Raw genomic sequence first — 22,899 nt, 5'->3', positions numbered from 1 at the left:
CGGAGTCTGCCATGGTTTTATCCGATATCTGCATCCGCCGCCCGGTGTTCGCGACGGTGATCTCTCTTGTCATCGTCCTGGTCGGCCTGGTCTGCTACAAGCGCCTGGCCGTGCGCGAATATCCGAAGATCGACGAGCCGGTGGTCACGGTGGAAACCCGTTATCCCGGGGCCAGTTCCGAGATCGTCGAATCCCAGGTGACCAAGCCGATGGAGGACTCGATCGCCGGCATCGACGGCATTGACGTGCTGACATCGATTTCCCGCGCCGAACAAAGCCAGATCACGGTGCGCTTCCGCCTTGAGAAAGACCCGGATTCCGGCGCCAACGATGTGCGCGACCGCGTCTCGCGCGTCCGATCCAAGCTGCCGCAGACGATCGAGGAGCCGGTAATCGCCAAGGTCGAGGCCGATGCCAGTCCCATCATCTGGCTGTCGTTCTCCAGCGATACCTTGTCGCCGCTCGACTTGACCGACATCGCCAACCGCATCGTCAAGCCGCGCCTGCAGCTGCTGCCGGGGGCCGCCGACGTCCGCATCAACGGCGAACGCAAGTATGCGATGCGCATCTGGCTCAACCGCGACAAGCTTGCGGCCTACCGGCTCACGCCGGCGGACGTGGAAGATGCGCTGCGCAAGCAGAACATCGAGATTCCCGCCGGCCGCATCGAATCGAAGCAGCGCGAATTTTCCGTCGTCTCGCAAACCGATCTGACCACGCCGACCCAGTTCGAGGACATCGTGGTGCGCACCGTCAACGGCTATGCGGTGCGCGTACGCGACGTTGCCAGCGTGGAAATCGGCCCGGCGGTCGAGCGTTCATCGGTACGCTTCAACGGCCAGAATGCGGTCTCGCTCGGCGTGATCCGGCAGGCGACTGCCAATCCGCTGGAACTGGCCGGCTATGTGAAGGCGGAACTGCCCAGGCTGAACGAGGAGCTGGCGCCGCAGGGCGTCAATATCAGCATTTCCGTCGACAATACCGTCTTCATCGAACGCTCGATCAGCTCGGTGTACAAGACCATCGGCGAGGCGGTGATTCTCGTCGCCCTCGTGATCTTCGTGTTTCTGCGTTCGGTCCGCGCCTCAATCATCCCGCTGGTGACCATCCCGGTCTCCCTGATCGGTGCCTTCGCCATCATGTCGCTGGCCGGCTTTTCCATCAATACCCTGACCCTGCTGGCGCTGGTGCTGGCGATCGGCCTCGTGGTCGATGATGCGATCGTCGTGCTGGAGAACATCTACCGCCACATCGAGAAAGGCATGCGGCCTTTCGAAGCCGCCCTCAGGGGAGCGAAGGAAATCGGCTTCGCGGTCATTGCCATGACGCTGACGCTGGCGGCGGTGTACGCCCCGGTGGCATTCACGCCGGGCCGCACGGGACGCCTGTTCGTGGAGTTCGCGCTGACTCTGGCCGGCGCGGTGATCGTTTCCGGCTTCATCGCCCTGACGCTGTCGCCCATGATGTGTTCGGTGCTGCTCAAGCATCAACCCGCGCAGCAGCACGGCATCATGTACCGCGCGATCGAGAGCGTATTGAACGGCATGACTTCCGCCTACCGCCGTGTGCTCAGCGTGACGCTGCGTACGCGCTGGCTGGTGGTACTGATCTACGTGGCAGTCATCGGCGGTCTGGTCTGGCTCGGCAGCACCATGAAGAAGGAACTGGCCCCGGTGGAAGACAGAGGCATCATCTTCACCGCACTGACCGGACCGGACGGCGCCTCGCTGGCCTATACCGAAAAGTATGCGCGCCAGCTCGAAGGCATTGCTGCGGAAACGAAGGAGATCGACCGCGTCTTCATCGTCGCCGGCAATCCGACGGTGGAGCGGGGCGTCGCCTTCATGCGCACGGTCGACTGGTCCGAGCGCAAGCGCAGCACGCTGGACATGATCAAGGAGATGCAGCCCAAGATGACCGGCGTGCCGGGCGTGCTTGCATTCCCCAATGCGCCGCCGTCGCTCGGCCAGTCGATTCGCGAGCGGCCGGTCAACCTGGTGGTGATGAGCAATGCCTCCTATGAGGAGTTGCAGCAGGTGGTGCAGCGCATCGTCGCCGAAGCCAGCAAGAACCCCGGCCTCGCCAACATCGATACCGACCTGCGCCTCAACAAGCCCCAGGTCAATGTGGAAGTGGACCGCGACAAGGCAGCCGATGCCGGCGTGCAGATCGAAACCGTCGGCCGAACCCTCGAAACCATGCTCGGCGGCCGCAACGTCACCCGCTTCAAGAAGGACGGCGACCAGTACGACGTCATCGTGCAGATCAAGAACGGCGAACGTGATGCGCCGGACGACATCAACAATATCTTCGTCCGCGCCCTCAGCAAGACGGCCGGAGGCCAGGAACAGATGGTGCCGCTGTCGAGCCTGCTGAAGGTGAGGGAATCGGTTGCGCCACGCGAGCTGAACCACTTCGGCCAGCGCCGCGCAGTGGTCATCTCGGCTAACCTGGCCAACGGCTACACGCAGGGCGAAGCCATCGACTTCATGGAAGACACGGCGAGAGCCATCATCAAGCCGGGCTATGCGACCGACCTGTCGGGCTCGTCGCGCGAATACCGCGCATCGAGCGGCAGCCTGGTCATGACATTCGTGCTGGCGCTGGCGTTCATCTATCTGGTGCTGGCGGCGCAGTTTGAAAGCTTCGTCGATCCATTCATCATCATGCTGACCGTGCCGCTTTCGATGGCGGGGGCGCTCGCGGCGCTGCAGTGGACGGGCGGCACCTTGAACGTGTACAGCCAGATCGGATTGATTACCCTGGTAGGATTGATTACCAAGCACGGCATCCTGATCGTCGAGTTCATCAACCAGCTGCGCGAACAAGGCAAGGAATTGCAGGAAGCGATCGTCGAGGCTGCCGTGCTGCGCCTGCGTCCGATTCTCATGACCACCGGCGCCATGGTGCTCGGCGCGATTCCGCTCGCCTTGGCGACCGGTGCCGGCGCCGAATCGCGCATCCAGATCGGCTGGGTGATCGTCGGCGGCATGACTTTCGGTACACTGCTGACCTTGTTCGTCGTCCCGACGTTCTATACTTTCTTTGCGCGCAAGCATGCGCATGCGTCTTCGGCAACATCCGAGGCGCTGCATGCACCTGCCGCAGCAACACACTGACTATGCGACAAATCGTACTTGATACCGAAACCACAGGTTTGAATCCGCGCTCCGGCGACCGCATCATCGAGATCGGCTGCGTGGAGATCGTCAATCGCCGCCTGACCGGCAACAATTTTCATCTCTACATCAATCCCGAGCGCGATTCGGAAGAGGGTGCGCTCGCGGTGCACGGCCTGACCACGGAATTCCTCAGCGACAAGCCGAAGTTTGCCGAGATTGCGGCTGAACTGCGCGATTACGTGCGCGGCGCGGAAATCATCATTCACAATGCACCGTTCGATCTCGCCTTCCTCGATGCCGAATTCGAACGCCTTGGCCTGCCTCGCTTCAAGGAGCATGTCGACAGCGTGACCGACACGCTGGTGCAGGCGAAGGAACTGCATCCCGGCAAGCGCAATTCCCTGGATGCACTGTGCGACCGCTACGGCATCTCGAATGCGCACCGCGTGCTGCACGGCGCGCTGCTGGATGCGGAACTGCTGGCCGAAGTCTATCTTGCGATGACGCGCGGCCAGAACAGCCTGACGATCGACCTCACGGTCGATGCACCGTCCGCGGATGCCGAGCAGATCATTGTCGCGACGCCTGCCGAAGAGATGATCGTGCTTGCCGCCGACGAGTCCGAATTGGCCGAGCACTCCACCTTGCTCGACAAGCTCGACAAGGAAGTGAAGGGTTCCTGCATCTGGCGTGCCGAACCTGCTCCCGCAAATTGATTCGCCGGAGCATTTGTGCCATAATAGCGAGCTCCCGGACAGTTAGCTCAGGGGTAGAGCACCGCCTTCACACGGCGGGGGTCACTGGTTCAATCCCAGTACTGTCCACCAGAATTCTTACGATTTCTACTGTTCGGACCCACTCAGTTGGGTCACAGTTGGGTCAAAAAAGCCTGCAGTTGTTGCAGGCTTTTTTATTTTACAAGACAGACGGAACGGTTACCACGCTATACAGTTCGGTTGATATCATTTTTGCCAAGTAGTTTTTGCCCAGTCTGCATGTTTCTTCAAAGCTGCGTGACTCGGATGTTCTTCCGGCATATTCGGCACCCGAACAGTTTTGCCCGCAAAATCGGTGTACACGCTGCTCTGCAATCTTGGTGCAATAACAACCTTCATTGTCGCTGGATCGATAGCAATCAACCCAAGGTCGTATAGAGTATGGAGATCGCTTCGAAGTAGCAATCCGTTTGTTACCAAATTAGTTTCTGGACCGAGATAGCGGAAAATGTGTGCGGCTTCCAGTGCATCTGGCAAATCACATCCTGAAATGGCGCAGCGATTACTGTAAGCAGACAGGACCGTAGCCCGGAACTTTCCTTGGCCTTGACGACGGACAATAGCCGACATGATTCGCTGACGCGCATCCTCAATGTTCTCAGGGTTGAATGTCTCTTCTTGCTTACTGTCAGCGTTTCCTATCACTTCAAGCTGCCTGATTGTTCCAGCCGGACTAAAGCCTTCCAACCGGAAGTACCCATCTTTCCACTCGCGAACTAGGGCAAGTCCCAATACCCGATACTGCGGATTCGGCTTGGCCTTGACCTGTCGAAGCACGCCGACCGGGACCTCATCGTCTCGACACTTGAGTAGGGCCACATTCGTGAACATGGAATCCCGTTTTGCCGGGTCTGGTTGCTCTTGAAAGTAGCGATACGTCCAAGAGCCGTCGGAATGTACTTCTGGTGGATGGTCGTCGTATGGACCGCTCAGTGATTCACGTACGCTAAGGGCATACTGCAATCCGGCAGGCTTGTGGATTCCCTTTGCCTTATTGACAAGAAATGTGCCGTCTGCCAATGGTTGCGGCCACGGTACGTCCTGACCTTGCCGTTGATGGAACCAAAGCAAAGCGTTCTTGTGGTTTAGGGAGAGTCGTTCAAAGATACTCTGAAGGTCAACGTTCATTTGTTCAGTGGATGTCCCATATCGTTCAGTTGACGAGCTTCCTGCCCTGCAAGGGGCTTGAGATTATGCTGACGCTGAAGACTAGCCTCTGCGGCAAGGATAGACTCGTTGCTCAAGTCCACGTTGCGAACGAGTTCGATACTAACCCTGTGACCAGCCGAATAGGCCGCGTGTAGATCGTGATGGACGGGGCGGTAACGACTCCCATTCAGTGGCGGAAGTCCTGCGATCTTGCGTCTAATGTTTGCGTCATAACGTTGATACGGTCTACCGGCCCCGTTCTCGCTTTTGCCAACGTAGATGGTTTTTACCTCGCCTGTCTCACGAAACGTAACTAGAATTTGATAGAGCAGGGGTGCATTTTTGTCTACACCGTTGTCTACGCGTTCAAAACCCAATTTTGTTGGTTTCATTTGTTGATAGGCTTTATCAATTTAATCAATCATATAGTCTCAGAGTGCATCCTCTGCACGTTCTTCAGGTTCCCGCAGCGGCCTACACTAGCACCGTATAGCAAACTGTCGATCACGTACGGCTTTCCTTTCCTTCTTGATCCAGTCCTGCATCACTCCTGAATGCGGTTGTCTCGCCATAGAATCCAAATCGGCGACCCGCTTATCCAGTTCTTCGCACTCGACGTTTCCTGATCGTCCTATAGAGACGACCTGCGCTTGTGTCTGAAGCGCGTACGCACGTTCTGTAGCCTGTCGTTTCGCCGCCAGATCAGCGAGATTTTCCTTCGGTGGACTGATGACCCCGGCGCTGTCATGAAGGGATACAGGCTGGCTTTTCGCGCCGTCCGGGCAGCCGCTATCGGAGTATACAGTTCGCCCATTGATGATGCACTTCGAGATGCCGGAGTACGATGCTGACGAAGAGTTGGGCACGTGCGGACCTGTTATCGCAGCCTCTGGTTCAGAAACGCTGTTCCGGGAAGCGTAAATTTTATCTGCACCCGATGACTGATATTCCTTCACGTTGGGGTCATCCGCTACTAACTTGGACCCCATTGATTGATCAGCGATCCAAATTCCACCTGCGACGATTCCAATTGCAAGAACGACAGAAACAATAAGATGCTTGCTCACTTCAAATCTTCCTCGTTCGTCTTGTAGTTGCTGGAAGGCCACTCGCCTGATGCGATCTTACGTTCCCGGACGTTCTCCCACGAATCTTCCGGCATGGGACGATGCTCAAACCACCCTGCGCGAATTTCATTGCGACATGCGACAAAGTTTTGGTCGCAGTGCGCGATCCGAAGTCGATTCAGTTCATTCAGTGCTTCTGATGATATGTCGATGTAACCGTGGAAGTCGGGGCGATGTGTCAGGATTAGGCATAGTTGTGGCGATAGCGGCAAGGTTACTTCAATGTCTATGCATGCCAAGCCCGGCGACCGATAGATTGGTTGCCGCTTGTATGCCGTGGGATCGAAGTACACCGCTGGCGTATCAGATGTGACGAAGCCCAACGGATCATTAGTCCGTAATACGGCCATCGACATCCGCGCCATGATGGGAAGTTCTGTACGCATGAATGACGGAAGCAGGTGTTGAAGCGGGTTCTCCTCTAACCTTCGAACATCTTCAACTGACAAACTAGCACCGCGATCCGAACGTCCTATTGCCGAGCTTATAGCTGCAGCACGGCGCTGTTCTGGCGTAGCTTGGCGCATGTCTTCCGCCATTTCTTCCATCCGTTGCCGAATACCGCGCCACTGATCGGCGTGAAAATTCCTGAACGAACGCGTGCGCAAGTGTGCCGTGGACACAAACGATAAGAGCCAAGCGGTTTGTTCAGCATCGGGCCACACATCACGGAAGAATGTCTTGTTCCGAATGCGCGTAAACTTGTCCTCAAGTTCCTGTAAACCGTGTTCTAACCAAAGATCACGCGATCCATCCGGTGCCAAGAATGTGTAAATGTCTGTCTCGGTGAACAGGTTGATAGGTGCCCGACGCTTCGCAACACTTCCGTCTTTGTCGAACACCCAAACGTAAGGCGTCATCTTCGTACCAACGGAATCAGGGTCGTGCCACGGCTTCGTGTAGCACTGCGCGACGAAATGCTGTTTTGCGTATTGCTTGGTTGTTCCATGTTTAGACATATATTATCAACTTGTCAAATATCGCGAACCTACCAATAGACCTCCTGCGCAAACAGGGCTTTCAATTACCTTGCAAAATTATCCTTGAATGCTTGAAAGTCCAGTAGCGACTCAGTTCAGGTTCGAGAGAGATTTTACGAAATGATCTCAGTTCTAAACCCGATCAGACAGACGATACTGTAGCATTGTGGAAATGACATTAAACAAGTGCGGACGACGGGATGGATATATTTTCTACAATAGAAGGACTGTCTGGCGAAAATTTTGGCTCAAAATTGTTGAGCTATCTAATATTCAACTCCGATGAAGTCCGCGAAGCCTTCATCGCCCTGCTGTCAGATAATTCACCTAATGGCCCTATCAGCTACACGTCACACTTCGCATGCCGCACTGAATACCAAACAACAGACAGACTTGGTAATGGTCGGCTCGACGTCCTAATTCAGCTTGATGATGTCGTAATTGGAATTGAAAACAAGTTCTTCGCACAGTTTCAAGAAAATCAACCGTTTAAATACGTCAGCACACTCGAAACGGTAGCCGCTGCCTTGAAGAGTATTAATCGTACTGAAGTACGATCGCTCCTATACATTTTGTGTCCAGAGTCTCGAAAAGAGGAGGCAAAAGCGCATATCGGTTCAACGCCGCGTATGGCAATCATTACTTGGGAAGAAGTACTCGTTTGTTTGGGAAAGGTCCGCGAAGTCTCAAACCCAGTGGCAAGAATAGTAACGAGTGAGTTCATCCAGTACCTAAAGCGGCATTTCAGTTTCGTCCAAGATTTCGAACGCAAAGCGGTTCATCTGAACCGAGCCTTCCCCCAATACGGCGCACCGGTACAAGCCGAACTCGTTGCTAAACTGTGGTCGTTGTTTCCCAGTCCCGGTGGACGTATAGCCAACGGCAAAACTTGGCTCGGCTACTACTTCTATTCCGATCCCGAAATTAAAGAAAAAGGATGGTTCGGATTTGTCCCGAAGGAGGAGTTGAATACCGATATTTCACATGTGGCGGAACTGATCATTGTGAGTACATACAACCCTACGTTGGACCGGGAATTTGAACCAGTACGTTTACGTAATGACAACTTTATTGGCGCACCAAACAATACTCATGCGTGGCGCGTCAAGTTTGACGGAAGCTGGAACAACGTAGAAAAGTGGAGGCAGAAACTAGCCCCATTTTGGAATGCAGCCAAAGGCGAAGCAGTCGGATAAAGCGTATAAGTTCTGGCTTGATCCGACAAGATGCGGAAGACTTCGACCCCTCAAGTTCGAGCCAAAGCAGCCAGTTCTTCTACTAAGAAGGTTGCGTCTTCTTAAATCGTTCGACTTCCTTGCTCCATGCTTGACTAATCCCTTGTATGGTCAAAGCCAAGTCGCGCAGGCATTCAGATGTGAAGATTGTTTCCTCAGTATCTGGGACTTTCGTAAAGTACTCGAACACATTTCCGTGGCACAGATTGTTGCGTACGCGAACTAGCTCGACCGGTCTTATCTTTCTCCCTGTGGTATTAAGCTTTTCTTCGAAATCCGCTTCATCTGGAAACGCCAGCAACTCAACTCTCATTCCAATCGCTCTGGCCTCCAACAACAACGCATTTTTCATGATGTCGATTTTTCTCATCGATTCTTCATCAAACTTTCCTTTCACGTACATTACGTTGGTACGGATACTCGCCTCGATACCATTTATGAAGGACAGGACAGCAGCAATGTACAAGTCATGCCGGAGTGCCTTTTCGGCCTCCACGAAGAACCAATGCGTCTCCGCGCCACCTAAGCGTCGGTAATAATTGTGAAGGTCGACAAACGTTCTAAAATCGTCCTCAAAATTTCTTGGCATTTCTATCATTTTTCGCTTGCTCAGTGACGGATTGTAGTAAGTACAGAGCTTACAATGATCCTACTAATTCTTCATCGTCTCACGCGGCATTAACTTCGCTCAGGTATTGAATCAGTAAAATATCTCGGGAGTGGCAGTTCGACTGTAACCCGAACAATTCAAATGATCTTATTGAAGCACAGATTCTCTAGGCCACCCGAAGGCTTCCAGCACGCACACGCATGATAGTCTGCCGACTAGTCGAGTACTCCCGTGCAATCTGCGAGATAGGAATCCCTTCAGCCAGACGACCAATTACCGCAGTCCGTTCCTCCAAGGTCAACGCAGACGGTCGACCAAACATTTTTCCCTCTGCTTTCGCACGTTTGATTCCTGCGTGAGTACGTTCAATCAAAAGGTCACGTTCAAACTCGGCCACGGCGTTGATGACCTGCATAGTCATCTTCCCTGCTGGACTGGTCAGGTCAACCCCACCAAGTGCGAGGCAGTGGACTCTTACTCCTGTTGATTCAAGACGTTCGACCGTAGCTCTGACATCCATGGCGTTGCGGCCAAGGCGGTCCAACTTCGTGACAATCAGCACGTCTCCGTCTTCCAGCCTATCAAGAAGCTTCGAGAATCCCTTTCGTTCTGAAGCAGCGACGGACCCGGAAACCGTTTCAGTGATGATCCGTTGTTTTGCCACGCTGAAGCCCGCTGCTTCAATTTCCTGCACTTGGTTGTCGGTTGTCTGATCAGAAGTCGAGACGCGACAGTACGCAAAAACTCGGGACATGTTTACCTCCAAGTGTTCGAAAGGGGAGTCCGAATTGTACGTACTGTACGGAATGTTTACAAGCATACTTTCGTACATCGTTGTAATGCATGTACGTAATCGGTCGCTTTTGGACACGATAGAACCATCGGTGGCTAAGCGGAAGTTGATTTTAAGTAGACAACTGTTTGTAATTCCGCATATTCTGCGTGCACAAAAAGCAGCGTTCGCCATTGATGAAACCCAAAATATTGGCTTGGCGCTTAGACTAACTAGGGGGATTTACTTTTGTCACGTCGATTCATTTTTGATCTCTTCCGGCTAAACATCGAAGACCTTGATGATTTGTTTGGAAGTGAAAACATCCGTCGGTTGCGTAGGGACTCCGACCTCACTAAACTCTTGCTGAACGCAACCGACCCTCTTCACGATCAACTTCAGAGAACGAGGTCTGCGGCTTTCAAATGGAGTCTTCGGGGTTTCAACGACTTGTCCAAGTTGTTAGGCGACCGTGATGTAATTCAGTTGACCCTTGCACGTAGCGTGCTCGAAAAAGACGGTCTCATAGTCACGGACGACGGCATGTCGGCGGGCACGTCATTGATGAATCCACCACTGGCCAGTACCGCTGTTTGTCTCTTCGATATATCGCGGCACTTGGTCGCGGTTGAGCATACTGGCGACCTTGCTCCGACTGCATGGAAAGATTTCTTTGAGCAAATCCTTGGGCAAACGGCCTTCAAGATGGGATTCAAGTCGCGTATTCAACTTGAGCCAATACCTGAACAGCACGGGATTATCGGACTGTTCAAGTCATTTCAGCGAATCACACGCATGCGAGTCACTTTGCGCATTCCCAACCCAGAACTCAACCGATACACTCGGGACATCTATAACGACCTAGCTAGAAGCGGCGTGCGAGAAATCACTCAGGACATGAAGAACCCGAACGGCATGTCGAAAGCAGAAGATGCTCGACCATTTGCTTCTGCTGTACTCGCGCAGCAAGGCTACAAGAAAGGCGAGGTCTTGATCGAAGGGGTTCGTAACGACATGTTTGAGCAAGTGTCATCAGGCTCAGTTGCGGCAAGAGGGAGTGTTCCGGGGCTGAGGGAATTTATCAGGGGTCTTAGCTCCAACCTTAGAACCAAAGAAGCCCAAGCAGCAATAAAAGCAATTTGCGACGAAATCGATAAGATTCACCCGATACCGGGCAAAGAGAATGGCTAATCGAAATTTCTTAGTCTGGTGGGGCTACGCCGTAGAGTTGATATTGTCAGGCTTGCTTACTATATTGGTCAATCTGCTCTTTGAGGCACCAGTATTAGTCGAACTCATCCGTGTAGTTGCGATCGATGTCGCAACTCTCTTCTGCGCAATTATTCTTGCAGGCTCACTTGCCTTCTTCGCAACTCTGTACTCAAAAGCGGACACGGAGTTCTATCGGTAGCTAGACCAACGTCAAGGCTTGTCCGTTTATTCCCACGCAACTGCTTACGTGGTTGGAGTAAGCGTGATATCAACTCTCGTTCTGGTGGCGACTAAGCATGTTGAGTTGGATTTGCTTGCCTTTGTCGCACTGTTCTTGCTCTTCCTCACGGCTATAAATACTTTGACGCTGATTCAGAATGTCTTGGGACTTATACGCCTCAACGCTCTATTCAACCAACTGAAGCATCAGCAGGGTAAGTGAGGTGAATCCTGTCTTTGCTTGGGATTAGCCTTATGGGGTATGGGAGGTAATTTACCGCCCGCAATTCATCGAGCGACCTCATAGACTTTTCCAAATTTTTTCAGTGGATGGACCTCCTCATTAATGAACGACTTGGCACAACCTGTGCCACATATTATTTCGGGCGACATGTCACCCATTTTGAGTAATGCACACTGTGATACATTGGTTTCAGCATCCTATAAATCTTCCGTTTAAACAATAACTTATTATGAATGACCGAGGGCAAATCGCCTCTCGGCAGGACCTCCTCATCCTGCCGACACGGCAATCATCAGCCTATCCTGCTACTGTACCAAGTTGCCGAACACGTTCATCCATCACTTTGATGAGACATGCAGCGTCATCACACTTGTTCCGAACATCTTTCATCCACTTCAACTGTTCGGATTTAAACTGCGCTTGATCAGATGTCTTTGTCCGAGCCCTGGAATATGCCACAGCGAGGCGCTTGTCCGCTGCTGCCGTCTCCGGAGTAGAGCAAATCAGCTTCTCGACCGTCGTTGATGCTTTGCCGCAGTTGAAACTTGCTTCGATTGCGTCAGTATTATGTGTCAGAACATTCTGGCTCTCGCTTGGACTTTCGTTTGTTGGTGATGGAGTGGCCACAACCATCGCTACCTGCGTCTCACTATTTGTAGGAATTGATGTCGCTGTAGACGGTTCAGGCGCATCGACCACCGTATTGCTCTGATCGGGAATTGACGGTGAGACTGATGCACTTGGCGTTTGGTCTTCAGAGGGACCTCGCTCTAACACAACATCGTTTGATGATTGAATGGAGTAGGGATTTCCATTCTGCGGATCAAGCGCGTCAAGTTTGCGAATTCCGCCTGCATAGATTACGGCGAAAAACATTCCAATGAATACGAATGCAAGCATTCCAAGTTGGAGTCCCCATTCAATTTTAAAGCGTTCCATCTCCAATTCGGCCATGCTGCCAGCAACGATCATATCGGGTCGCCGACGCTCTTTACCGGTCTCCAACAATTGCCACAGGTAGTTGGTAATGGCCATGCTGACGATCCAGCCTACAACGTTCAGTAAGACAAATTTGTGGTTTCCAGCAATGAATGCCAGATACGCTACCCAGCCAAATACGGGAAGGAAAAGAAGTCCACCACCGGCTGCGGCGACGAAGGCGAACCCTTTGGTCTCTTCTTCTTTCCGTGCGACGGCTTGTGCTTCCCGTTCTTCCTTCAGTAAATCGGCATGACAGTACCGACAAACGACTGCTTCATCTTTGATGTCTTCGGCGCAGTAAGGACAATTCTTCATTCTGACTCCCATAGCTAAATCGCTCGGCAGGTTTCAGGGGAATGACCTCTGATATCTATATATGACCGAGATACATTGCAAACAAGAAATACTACGATATACGTAGTATCTTGATCAACCGAAAGTTACGATTCTCGTAGTTCTTTTGCAAAAGAGAACTACGCAGTGAAGACCACAAATGAAGTATGGGGACGCCGACTACGGGAAGCTCGATTGGCGGCCGGTCTGTCGCAGAAACAATTAGGAATTGATGCAGGATTGGATGAATTCGTCGCAAGTACTCGAATCAATCGGTACGAACTAGGAATACACAAAGCCGACTATCAAATAGCGCAGCGACTAGCTGTACTTTTACGAGTACCGACAGGGTATTTCTATACCGAGGACGATGATCTAGCATCCATCATGGTCATCTACCACCGACTTCCAGAAACAGGAAAAGCCGAGGTGCATCGCTTAGTCCAGCAGCTTGGAACTCTTGACCAGCCTGTCAAAAAATAAACTTGTTCCGGTTTGGATGTTCCTTCAACATGTCAGTCGTGCGATACAGTACAGGACCTGATCTATGACCTGATCTCTGCTGTCCTTCGGTGGTTACGCAAATGGTCAATCATTCCTTCGACAATCGATTCTGCGACGTCGAAACCTCGTAATTGGTGCAACCATACCTCTGGTATTCCTCGTAATCCAAATCGAATTCCAGCTAGTCCGCTGGAAACTGCAGCGGTTGAGTCGCAGTCGTTGCCGAATAAGACCGACGCCTTCGCGACAGATTCGAACGTATCGCTTTCCATTGCCTTCTTCGCTGACCATAAGGTGTCAACGACGTACCCAGACCCGTTTGGTTTCGACCGTATGCGAAAATCCCTGACGATCGCTAATTCAGCAGCCAACGCATCTCGACCATCATTCGCCGACCATTCACGATAGATAGATTCAAGTCGATGATCGGCCCATTCCCAAGGCGACGGATGATTGGCCAAATACCCTCTAGCGACCAAACAATACAGAGCACAGACAACCTGTGACCTTGGATGACCATGTGTCGGCAACGATTGGCGATGCGCATCTCGGACCAGTTCTTCGTCAGAACCATGGTGCCAGAGAGCCATTGGTAGGACGCGCATGGCGCTACCATTCCCGTTATCCATCTCTGTGACACCACCCGATCGTTCCGGCGAAATACCATCCTGAAGCCTTCGGATCGCACGTTCTGTTTGTATTCCTACATCAAACACTTGACGATCAACCGCGAGATAACCGAATTCCATCCAATTCCATAGACGACCGGCGAAGTCGTCCAAGTCGAGCTTTCCACGGTCAAGGAGACTAGCAAGCAAACACAGTGCTTGCGACGAATCATCGGACCATGTCCCCGGTGGTACATCAGCATGTGAACGATTGAAACCAGCAGGCGGGACCATGTCGATCATTTCTGCATGTGGAAGATCGTTCGGAGAGTGGAATTCGAATGCTACGCCAAGACAGTCGCCACAGATTAGACCAACGAGGCCACCGAGTTCTTTGTCTAGATCGGGATATGCATAAAGGGATGTGAAGTCTCGACGGTCGAGCATCTTCAACTTTTCAGTCATTGACATAATCGACCATTCCAATGATGGTCATCGCAACCATAGGCGTCGTTGACCGACCATTACACTTTGTTTTAGTCATGGTGTCTCCCTCTATCAGTTGAGAAGCATGCCGTTTGGTCGTTCATTGAAGTCAATGGTCGATTCTTGACCATCGGCCTCAGCATCTATCTGGTCGAACCGAATGATGTTGTTCGAATTATGTTCCGTAACGATGTAGTCCAACAGCGAACTGAACCGATGGATGATCGAGACGAATTGTCCGGCAATCAGACCATGTTGAAAGGTCATGACATACGAGACGTCAAGTTCACCATCGGCATCAAGTCGAAACACCGGAAGAAAAATCTCGGAATTGAGTCTACGTTCGAAATCGTTTCGTTCTGCCTCTGGTCTTATCTTATCCAGCGGGAGGTACGTCCCGATGCGAATGAACTTCTTCCCCTCGACCATCGTAAGGTAGTAACCAATTCCTTTGGACGTATGTAGCAGAATGCGGACGTCGTATTGAATGGTCGTCATGAAACCACTGTCCTGAAGATGCACATTCAGGCTAACGAGCGTGACCTCTTCTTCGGTCAGGATTTTTACCATTTGGTCTCCTTGCTGCAAGATTGATGATAGGCGACGGTGCGACATCCGTATGCTTCAGCAGATGGCAGCGGTCATCAGAAGGGATTACAGGCGGTGTGGACCAGTTTCCACGCTAGTCCGACCAGAATTAGGTATCAATGGATAAGACGCACTGACGTTGATCTACGGCGTTCGCAGCCACGGTCCGCGTGCGGCGGACCATACGATGGCACGAGAAGTACAGAGGAAGATGATAGATTCACGCGCATAAAAAAACCTCCACAGTGGGAGGTCGACACTTCCGTTTGGTTGCTTCTTCACTGAAGCCACATTTGCTTTCGCAGACCACCTTGCCCGGTGTGGCAGGTTGGAGGGGTGTCGACCCGATCTTAATGTAGGTATACAAGTATACAGATCGTTGGCCAGTCTGACAACGAATTCGGACTCGTTCAGGCAAGAGCACCCATCATTACAACTTGTCTTCATCTTGAAGCGTCACTTCGTGCCGCCGCTTCGCGCACATCTTCTATATCGGCCTGCAGTCGCACGTTCGCGGGATTAGACAAGAATGGAAAGATCACAAAAACGGATCATTACGCCAGTAATATATATAGAAAAAGCGAACCATTTTTGTGATCTCTCCATTCAAGTATAGTCCCGCGTGAACTGATGTTTGCAGGATATCTCGAATGGAAAGCAAAGGAAGTGCAGGCCGACAGGCTGCCCCGCAGGGGCTTCAAGATTGGCCGAATACATGATGGGTCGTATATAAAAAATAACCCTTCCGGACCTGCATCCGAAAGGGTTCTAATTCACACACAGCCACCACACCGTATGAGTGCAACTATTTATGCAAGCTTTGTCGACTCCATCTTCAACCAGGATGCGGCGAAACAGACAACCGTTGAAGAAATCATAGACCTTGTCCGCAGCGACAGGTACAAGGCATTGACTGACCAGATTAGGCAGGAGACAGCCGATGAACGGACGAAAGAACTAAAGGCTAGTCTTCCGGCATTTCTTCCGTCTATTGTGCTGGACAGTCAAGGAAAGGTGTCAGATGACAGTGTCCCTACCGGCGTTGTTCAGTTCGATATTGATGCCAAAGACAACCGTGGACTGAATTTCTCTCGTCTGAAGGAAGAGGTCATCCGCCTTCCGGAATGTTTATATGCCTTCACTTCGCCGCGTGGAGGGCTGAAATTTGGAATCTTGACCGATTTCTCGCACGTTGAAGGCAGTGGTGTGGAAAGTATGAAAGTGCGGTTCAAGCAGGCATACAAGATTTGCAAGAAGTACGTCGAGCAATCGATGTCGGTCACATTCGAGTTAGACAATAGTGTTCAGAGTATTCGCCAATCTTGCTGGCTTTCGCATGACCCCGACGCGTTCTTTCAAGACCAATGTGTTGCTCTTCCGGTCGACGACCAATGCGTATTCAGTCCCGTGGAATATTTGATTGTAGCGGGGGGCCCCTCGGATACTGCTGCAGTACAGCTTGCACTCGACCAAATTCCGCGAACCCTGAAGTACGATGATCGGCGTTCTGTGAACTTGTGTGTTCTCGGGATGCTACATGCCGATGGGATTCCACTACTGAAGAACCACTGGTTAACCGATGATCATGAAAAGTTGTCGCGCCAACTTGAAGAGTGCCTACAGCGTGCGGAGTACGGAAGCATCGCGCTCTTGTGGTCCATCGCCCGGAAACATGGATATACCGGGCCAACAGGAAAGCAGCGATGGAAGGTCACTCCTGAACCATGTGATCTGGTTCTGGAACCACTATCGACTGTGGAAGAGGCACAGGCAAAACTGACGGACATCGTCCATGACTTCATTGTCAATAAACGGTCTCAATTCATCAACGTGACGGCTGGTGCGGGCAAGACGCAAACAATCCTGAAAATTCTTGCGAAGGAAGTGCCGTGGAATACGAATGTCCTGTTTTTGGTGCCAACCCATCAACTCGCGACCGAGATTGTTGAGCGTTTCAATGCAATAAAGACCGAGAACGCTAGAACAGCTACGACTTTTAGGGACAAGTTCAAAGGTGGCAATGTTGTCGCACTAAAGGGTCGAGATTCCCTTTGCGAAAACCGAGTACTGCTCAAGAAATACACAGACAGTGATGTCAGCATGCCTCTTGCTGAATGCCTAAGAGGTTGCCACTTGCAAGGCGACTGCCACTACACCGCACAATTTAACAACCCTCTTGGAAATATCCGGGTCATGACACATCACGAATGGTCGAACCAACAGTCAGTGTGGTTTCACGGCGCGCAACGCGACGGTGATGGTTACAGACCGAAGGATCGAAGGAATGGCTGGGTACCGGACTATATAGTAATCGACGAGAACATATTTACATCGTCCCGATATCCAGACCGCGAAACAATGGCATCTCAATTTCAGTCACTTCGTCAAGTAATTCAAAGTGTCAACAGCGGAAAGTCGTTGAAGGAAGCAGCCTTGGAACATCGTAGTGCCATATTTTCCGACAGCCGGTTCAATTATCGACGATCAGAAAAATTCACTGAAACAGATATATATATTTCCGAGAAGAAAGATATGAAGAACCGCTTCTCGGCTATTTTTCATCAACTGCATGAGTTCTGTAGGACTGAAGAGGCTTCCTTGCTTGATGGAATGTGGGTGGAAAGTGATGCAATTCTTTGGCTACAGGTAAAGACGGCGGCGGACAGGTATGCGGATGTGCCCACGCTATTCCTCGACGCGACAGCAAACAGGGAGGTCGTACGGCAGCTTCTACCGAGGGTGCCGTTCCATCGGATTGCCATCAAATCGAAAGATGACGTCAACCTTTACCAAATGTCAGACAAGACGCTTACGAAAGACTCTTTGGCAAACCCCGAGAAGTTCAAGGCTGTGGCTGCCGGCTTGAAAAAGATCGCAACCTCGTACAAGAACGTTGGCTTGATTACGTACAAGGGCGTTCGACAAGGTGAAGACGATTTTTACAAGAAGCTGGCGGCAGAAATCGATGCACATCATTTCACATACTTCGGCAATCTACGGGGTATCAATGGATTTGAGGAAGTAGATTGTCTGCTTGTAGTTGGCAGACATTTTCTACCAACTACCGCTTCCGGGAACCTTGCCCGGGCAATCTTCGATCACAAGGACAAGCATCAAAGTGCGTATGCGAACTTGCCTGTTCGAATGAAGGATGGATCAGTCTATAAGCTAAACAGCTACATCGCTGGCGACAGCAACCATCAAGCCATCTATGAGCACTTCTCATTGTCAGAGACGTTGCAGGCGATTGGTCGGGCACGCCCGGTTCACGGATGCAAGAAGGACATCTTCGTTTTCGCGAACGAAAATCTCAGCCTAGACACAGAAGTAACAGGATTTTTTTCGTATGAGGATCATTTCGGCAATCCCACGGCATTACCGAAGCCGGTATCAACGCTGCTGTCTCCGGAGACTCTTGACCAGATCAAAGAACGTGGATATCTCCAAGTTAAAGAGGGCGAACTTGCAGATCAGTTGGGACTTACGCGTCGTCAGGTGAAAACGAAGAAGCCCCAGATTGAAGCCGAGTTGACTATTGCTGGAATGACGAAGCAGTCCTTCGAAGGGCGGTATAGCAATGGATGCCGTTGGGCGAGGGACTACTTTGTTTTCGGAACTTGCAATAAACTCGAACAAGCGTTGAAGTTGAATAACGAAAAATTGCTGTAATTTCAACTGTATAAGTTGTGACTTGCTCGGACAGAGTGTGTCAGATTACGAACTTCCGAGTTCGACCCAAAACGGTCATCGACGCTCCTGCCATCCTTTCCTCGATCATCGGACTATTTCCCTTTATCAACGTAACGCACGCTGTTTCACCCACACTGGCTTCAGCAAGCGATTGCGAATGGATCCGCAAGGACCTGTTAGACTTGCAAATAATTCCGATCGGCGGAACGCCTAATTCGGCTTCACCCTGTTGCGCAGGCACACTTTTTTGAATAACCAATGGAACAAGCGCAAAAACACACGGCGGTCGGTTCAAGCGATGCAAGGCTAGTTACTGGAGTCCCCGGCTTTGATACCGTGCTCGGCGGCGGCTTTCCAGCCAAACACCTATACCTGATTCAGGGCTTGGCCGGCAGCGGCAAGACCACATTGGCCTGTCAGATCGGCTTTATTCAGGCAAAGCAAGGTAGGAAAGTCCTAGTCGTTACGCTGATCGCGGAATCACATGCGAAGTTGTTGGGGCATCTCGCAAACTTTGCCTTCTTCGATGGAAGCCTAGTCGGGCGTCAAGTGCTCTTCTTCGGTGGCTATCCAGCCTTAGCTCAAGGTGGATTGCGTGAATTGTTGACCTTTCTTTCCACTTGCCTAAACCAGCACAAGCCGGATGTCATGATCATTGACGGCTTCCGCTCGGTGCGCGACTCGCGGCCGTCTGATCTCGCGCTGTCCGAATTCATGCACTCCTTGAATGCCTTGGTCGCTGCGATGGAATGCACGACCTTTCTGCTCTCCCCAATCGAAGGCAATATCGCCGAGTCCGAAAACACTTTGGTCGACGGGCTTGTCGAACTTAGCCAGTATGGAGACGGTGTACGCACTATCCGGGAAATGCGGGTGTACAAGGCGCGGGGTGCTGATCACCTGCTTGGGAAGCACGTTTTCGAAGTAATCCAGACCGGCGTGGTGGTCTATCCACGGCTGGAAGCCGTTGCTACCCGTACCAATACTGCCTCGACTGCCTCGGACAAGCGGGTGGCCTTTGGCATTCCGGCTTGGGATGCGTTAACGAAGGGCGGCGTTGCGCATGGATCCATAACCAATCTTATCGGTACTCCAGGTGTCGGCAAGACCATAATGGGTTTGCACTTCATCCAACAAGCATTGCGCGACAACGAACCTTGCTTGATCCTCGGCTTCTTCGAATCTCCGCCTCGACTAGTCCATAAGGCTAAAGCGGTCGGCATCGATCTTGATGATGCCATGCGCGACGGCCGGCTCGAAATGTTGTGGTACTTGCCACTGGAGGTCCTGATGGACCGGCTAGCGGCGGAACTCTTTGAGAACATTGATCGCCGCAAGGTAACGCGTCTGTTTATCGATGGTGTAGAAGGTTTTCACGACGTTGCGGTTCACCGAGAACGCATTCGTTCCTTCCTCATTGCCTTGGTCAATGGACTTCGCGTCCGTAATGTAACGACAATCATCACCCAAGAACTGCCATATTTTAAGGAATCGTACGGACGCTCCGACTCGTCAGAATCGGTTTTGTACGAAAACATGGTATTGGCGAAGGCAACGGAGATTGGCGGCGTGGACCGTCGCCTGATATCCATCGTGAAGTTGCGTGAAGGCGGTTATGATCCGTCGCGCTATGAAATGATCATTTCCGACACCGGTATCACGATTGGGGATCGGGTTACTGCGCTAGGGCGTAGCGACTTGCGCTCCAAGGAGGCGCAGTAGAGGTATGTCGGACGACACAACATCGACAGTCGGCGACGACACGGTTGTAGAGAAGAAAAAGCGCATCCTGATAGTTGATGATGAAATCGATATCACAGCGGTTTATTCTCTCCTTTTTGAGTTACATGGTTTCCATGTTGTTACCGCCGCAAATGGCCGACAAGCCCTCAACCTGATCGATTCGGAACCGCCTGACATCGTGCTGTCCGACTGCATGATGCCGGTGTTGGACGGGATCGAGCTGGTACGCCTTCTACGAAGCAATCCGAAGACTGCTGAAATTCCCATTATTTTGATGAGCGCATTGCCCGACCCACAGAAGTTGCGCAAAAGCGGGCATGACTTGTTCGTGCAAAAGCCGGCAAAATTTTCCGCCTTACTGAATGCTGTTGAGGGCATGCTGAACGATGCTTGACTATTCACTTCGTCGGCCAATCGCTCCTTATGTATCGTTGGGCTTAACGAAGCTTGGGGCCTTCCGCTTCCCGGCTAACTAACATTGACCGTCCGCTTTTGCCCGGCAAGCCGTCAATTCATCTTCAGCAATTTTTGTGAAGCGAAGCGTTGAGCAATTCACTTGGCCGACTGGAAATGGCCGTTCTCGGAGCGACCGATAATACTGGACTCGACCCCGAATGGCCGTTCGGGCGTGACGTCCTAATCCAGTTTTTCGGAGAGAACTGGAGCTGCCTGGAAAGGACGCGAGTCGATGGGTATATCGATGGTGAACGTAGTTCCACGGTCATCCCCGCTGTCCACGCCGATGCTGCCACCGTGGCTTTCGGCCACACTCCGTACATAGGGCAAACCAAGTCCCCACCCTCGCTTGTTGCCTTCCTTTGCCAGTTTCGTTCGCTGAAACACCTGGAACACAGACTCGATTTGGTCCGGCGGAATCGGATCTCCTTCGTTATGCACGGTCAGGATCATGCGCTGGTGGGCCGCCACGCTTCTGATGGTGATCGGTCGGTTCGCGTCACCGTACTTGACTGCGTTGCCGATCAGATTCTCCACCGCCCGCTTCATGCTATCCCGGTCCCACCAGCCCCGAACAGAACTGCCCTCCCGGTGGACCGGCCGGCTGCCGACCAGGTTCGGTGCGCAGGCCTCGTGGATGACATCCCATATATCGAATTCCGCCAGGCGCAGCGACAGCCGTGCGCCATTTTGGAAAGCGACGGCATCGAGCAGATCCTTGAGCATCCCGTCCATGCGGGCGACATGCGACAAGGTTTGCCCGGCCAGTTCGTGCATGTGCCTCGGCTCAGTGCTCACTCGGATCAGTTCAGAGGTAAGCGATATGGCGCCCAAAGGCGTTCTGAGGTCATGGGCGACTGCGGCCACGAACCTCTCCCGGAAGATAGACTGCGCCAGCGAAAACGCGGTAACCGCATCCCGGATCGTTGTATCGATTGCCTCATTGATGATGCGAATCTGGTCCTCGGTGATCGCGACGTCGTTCTGCTTGAGCACATCGAAGATAGTCCAGCGGAAGTGCTGGTACTCGGCTATTACCGCAGCAATATCGTAATTGGTCAGTCTCGCTCGTTCCCCTCCGTGTTCCGCTCCCACCGTTGTCACAGCCACTCCTACTCCGTCGCGGGAGTGCTGATCCGAAATTGCTTGGACGAGGTTGTCATAGAGTGTAAGCGGCGTGTTGACGAGAATTGGCTCGGCCAAAGTGTTAGCCTGTTGCACCTCGGTCCGCACCCGCTGCATCCATGCGGCAAACACGGCTTCCTGCAGACTAAGCATCTGCTTGGCGGTGTGAGACAAAGTTCCTGGTGCCTTGTCCTGATCGCTCGCCAGAGTCATATATGGTCTCCCATCAGAATGTCATTATTCCAATTGCGTCTTCTGTACGGGTAGACTCAGGCGAGATCGGGCCGTTCATGCTGATGCGAGTCTAGGTTATCTTTCATGCAAGAGATGCTCTTAAGCAAATTTGCGCTTGAATCTGTGTAGGTGGACTCGGCAGAGTCAATCGCTTGTCTTTACGGATGTCTGCTTGTGGCCGAACTCGGAAGTTCGGCTAGCTTCAAGGCGCGTCAAAATCTGACAGGTGCTGGCGGGTTGAGTCTGACTTACTGCATTTCAGCAATACTAGCCAATTTTTCGGATCAAGTCGTCAACACGTGGATGGTAGTAACGCTGTAACATCCTTAGGTCCTTGTGTCCAGTCACTGCCGCGAGTTCAATCACATTCGGTAACTTCTCAGCAAGGCGACTGGTTGCCTCATGCCTCAATGTGTGGAAAACCACGTTCTCAATCCCGGCTCGTTCACATGCACGAGAAAAGGATTTCTTGACTGATTCAGGTGTAACTGGAAAGACTCGTCTCTCGAAAGATCGAGGAAGTGCGCGAAGTATATCGGTGGCTCGTGTCGATAGTGGAACAGTCCTCGACGTAGGACCTGTCAGGATATTTGTGTGCGGGGCCGGGTTAGTTGATAGCGTTGGTGAAGCGCTCGCCGAACATGATGGCGAACTGATTGGCCGCCTGTTTCCACGTCCGCTGCGGCATCTTCCAGTCTTTTTCAA

General features: G+C 52.1%; 20 protein-coding genes, 1 tRNA gene and 1 riboswitch. Of the genes, 10 read left to right on the top strand and 11 right to left on the bottom strand.

Annotated features, from left to right (window positions below):
- Positions 1-11: 11 nt before the first annotated feature.
- The 3 genes from IGW03_RS26015 to IGW03_RS26005 all read left to right on the top strand — a co-directional run bounded on the left by IGW03_RS26015 (position 12) and on the right by IGW03_RS26005 (position 3,949).
- Positions 12-3,119, top strand: coding sequence for an efflux RND transporter permease subunit (locus IGW03_RS26015; RefSeq protein WP_194725449.1), 3,108 nt, complete (start codon positions 12-14; stop codon positions 3,117-3,119).
- Positions 3,120-3,121: 2 nt separating this feature from the next.
- Entirely contained in the window at positions 3,122-3,838 is a 717-nt protein-coding gene (dnaQ, locus tag IGW03_RS26010; protein ID WP_194725448.1) for a DNA polymerase III subunit epsilon, read from the top strand.
- A gap of 36 nt (positions 3,839-3,874) precedes the next feature.
- Positions 3,875-3,949: transfer RNA gene (locus IGW03_RS26005), tRNA-Val, on the top strand.
- 135 nt (positions 3,950-4,084) lie between these two features.
- Here IGW03_RS26005 and IGW03_RS26000 read toward each other — a convergent pair.
- The 4 genes from IGW03_RS26000 to IGW03_RS25985 form a co-directional block, all read right to left on the bottom strand.
- Positions 4,085-5,026, bottom strand: a complete 942-nt coding sequence (locus tag IGW03_RS26000; protein WP_194725447.1) for an HNH endonuclease — start codon at positions 5,024-5,026, stop codon at positions 4,085-4,087.
- On the bottom strand, positions 5,023-5,439 hold the full coding sequence (locus IGW03_RS25995) for a hypothetical protein (protein WP_194725446.1): 417 nt from the start codon (positions 5,437-5,439) through the stop codon (positions 5,023-5,025). Before IGW03_RS25995 ends, IGW03_RS26000 begins: the two co-directional genes overlap by 4 nt.
- 87 nt (positions 5,440-5,526) lie before the next feature.
- Positions 5,527-6,114, bottom strand: a complete 588-nt coding sequence (locus IGW03_RS25990; protein WP_194725445.1) for a hypothetical protein — start codon at positions 6,112-6,114, stop codon at positions 5,527-5,529.
- Positions 6,111-7,133, bottom strand: a complete 1,023-nt coding sequence (locus IGW03_RS25985; protein ID WP_194725444.1) for a DUF4238 domain-containing protein — start codon at positions 7,131-7,133, stop codon at positions 6,111-6,113. The genes IGW03_RS25990 and IGW03_RS25985 overlap by 4 nt, the downstream gene beginning before the upstream one ends.
- Positions 7,134-7,354: 221 nt before the next feature.
- Between IGW03_RS25985 and IGW03_RS25980 the strand changes: the two genes are divergently transcribed.
- Entirely contained in the window at positions 7,355-8,350 is a 996-nt protein-coding gene (locus tag IGW03_RS25980) for a PD-(D/E)XK nuclease family protein (RefSeq protein WP_194725443.1), read from the top strand.
- Between the two features lie 82 nt (positions 8,351-8,432).
- On the opposite strand, the gene IGW03_RS25975 is transcribed toward IGW03_RS25980, so the two are convergent.
- Positions 8,433-8,987, bottom strand: a complete 555-nt coding sequence (locus tag IGW03_RS25975; RefSeq protein WP_194725442.1) for a hypothetical protein — start codon at positions 8,985-8,987, stop codon at positions 8,433-8,435.
- 178 nt (positions 8,988-9,165) lie between these two features.
- Positions 9,166-9,753: a recombinase family protein gene (locus tag IGW03_RS25970; protein WP_194725441.1), complete on the bottom strand. Its 588-nt coding sequence runs from the start codon at positions 9,751-9,753 to the stop codon at positions 9,166-9,168.
- A 267-nt stretch (positions 9,754-10,020) separates the two neighbouring features.
- Here IGW03_RS25970 and IGW03_RS25965 point away from each other — a divergent pair, with 267 nt between their 5' ends.
- A complete protein-coding gene (locus IGW03_RS25965) occupies positions 10,021-10,962 on the top strand; it encodes a DUF4747 family protein (protein ID WP_194725440.1) in 942 nt (313 codons plus the stop codon).
- A 283-nt stretch (positions 10,963-11,245) separates the two neighbouring features.
- Positions 11,246-11,425 (top strand): hypothetical protein, encoded by a 180-nt coding sequence (locus IGW03_RS25960; RefSeq protein WP_194725439.1) that lies wholly within the window; start codon positions 11,246-11,248, stop codon positions 11,423-11,425.
- Between the two features lie 318 nt (positions 11,426-11,743).
- Here IGW03_RS25960 and IGW03_RS25955 read toward each other — a convergent pair whose 3' ends face one another.
- Positions 11,744-12,742, bottom strand: a complete 999-nt coding sequence (locus tag IGW03_RS25955) for a lysozyme inhibitor LprI family protein (RefSeq protein WP_194725438.1) — start codon at positions 12,740-12,742, stop codon at positions 11,744-11,746.
- A 165-nt stretch (positions 12,743-12,907) separates the two neighbouring features.
- Here IGW03_RS25955 and IGW03_RS25950 point away from each other — a divergent pair, with 165 nt between their 5' ends.
- Positions 12,908-13,243, top strand: coding sequence for a helix-turn-helix domain-containing protein (locus IGW03_RS25950; RefSeq protein ID WP_194725437.1), 336 nt, complete (start codon positions 12,908-12,910; stop codon positions 13,241-13,243).
- A gap of 62 nt (positions 13,244-13,305) precedes the next feature.
- Here the strand turns inward: IGW03_RS25950 and IGW03_RS25945 are convergent, their stop codons facing one another.
- Positions 13,306-14,337 (bottom strand): ADP-ribosylglycohydrolase family protein, encoded by a 1,032-nt coding sequence (locus tag IGW03_RS25945; RefSeq protein ID WP_228536093.1) that lies wholly within the window; start codon positions 14,335-14,337, stop codon positions 13,306-13,308.
- Between the two features lie 93 nt (positions 14,338-14,430).
- Positions 14,431-14,928, bottom strand: coding sequence for a hypothetical protein (locus tag IGW03_RS25940; protein ID WP_194725436.1), 498 nt, complete (start codon positions 14,926-14,928; stop codon positions 14,431-14,433).
- A 274-nt stretch (positions 14,929-15,202) separates the two neighbouring features.
- A riboswitch (SAM-I-IV-variant riboswitch) is annotated at positions 15,203-15,308 on the bottom strand.
- Positions 15,309-15,741: 433 nt separating this feature from the next.
- Here IGW03_RS25940 and IGW03_RS25935 point away from each other — a divergent pair.
- From IGW03_RS25935 to IGW03_RS25925, 3 genes are all read left to right on the top strand, one after another.
- Positions 15,742-18,615 (top strand): BT4734/BF3469 family protein, encoded by a 2,874-nt coding sequence (locus tag IGW03_RS25935; protein WP_194725435.1) that lies wholly within the window; start codon positions 15,742-15,744, stop codon positions 18,613-18,615.
- 279 nt (positions 18,616-18,894) lie between these two features.
- Entirely contained in the window at positions 18,895-20,358 is a 1,464-nt protein-coding gene (locus IGW03_RS25930; RefSeq protein WP_194725434.1) for an ATPase domain-containing protein, read from the top strand.
- 4 nt (positions 20,359-20,362) lie between these two features.
- On the top strand, positions 20,363-20,773 hold the full coding sequence (locus tag IGW03_RS25925) for a response regulator (RefSeq protein ID WP_194725433.1): 411 nt from the start codon (positions 20,363-20,365) through the stop codon (positions 20,771-20,773).
- 242 nt (positions 20,774-21,015) lie between these two features.
- On the opposite strand, the gene IGW03_RS25920 is transcribed toward IGW03_RS25925, so the two are convergent.
- Positions 21,016-22,173 (bottom strand): sensor histidine kinase, encoded by a 1,158-nt coding sequence (locus IGW03_RS25920; RefSeq protein ID WP_194725432.1) that lies wholly within the window; start codon positions 22,171-22,173, stop codon positions 21,016-21,018.
- A gap of 288 nt (positions 22,174-22,461) precedes the next feature.
- On the bottom strand, positions 22,462-22,779 hold the full coding sequence (locus IGW03_RS25915) for a site-specific integrase (RefSeq protein WP_228536096.1): 318 nt from the start codon (positions 22,777-22,779) through the stop codon (positions 22,462-22,464).
- Positions 22,780-22,899 lie beyond the last annotated feature (120 nt).

The organism is Noviherbaspirillum malthae (genome assembly GCF_015352985.1).
Classification (GTDB): Bacteria; Pseudomonadota; Gammaproteobacteria; order Burkholderiales; family Burkholderiaceae_D; genus Noviherbaspirillum; species Noviherbaspirillum malthae.
Note: the sequence above shows the minus strand (reverse complement) of the source record. Positions and strands in the feature narration are given on the sequence as shown.